Source organism: Flagellimonas lutimaris (assembly GCF_003581615.1).
GTDB classification, from domain to species: Bacteria; Bacteroidota; Bacteroidia; order Flavobacteriales; family Flavobacteriaceae; genus Flagellimonas; species Flagellimonas lutimaris.
On the sequence record NZ_QXFH01000012.1, the window covers coordinates 1 to 299 of the forward strand.

A 299-nucleotide genomic window follows, 5' to 3' on the forward strand; every position below is an offset into this window, starting at 1 on the left:
ATGGCTTGAACAAAGAAGCCGAACATGGAAAACATGGCTAGTCTCCCGTTCTTGAGCTCCTTAACCTTCAACTCAGCGAAGGCTTCGGGGTCTTCAGCCAGACCCAATGGGTCGAAGCTGCCGCCGGGGTAGATGGGGTCGGTCACCTCACCGAGCGGGCCGCCGGCAATACGGTAGCCCTCTACGGCTCCCATCAACACAACCTGGGTAGCCCAGATGGCCAAAATGCTCTGTGCATGGACCAAGCTTGGGTTGCCCAAGTAGTCCAAACCGCCCTCGCTGAAGATCTGTGAACCGGC

The 299-nt window shown here is 57.9% G+C and carries 1 protein-coding gene; it reads right to left on the reverse strand.

What is annotated here, in order from left to right; translation table 11 throughout:
- Positions 1 to 299, reverse strand: a 299-nt coding sequence (locus D2V08_RS18135) for a chlorophyll a/b-binding protein (RefSeq protein WP_147374019.1), incomplete at both ends; no start/stop codon positions are given.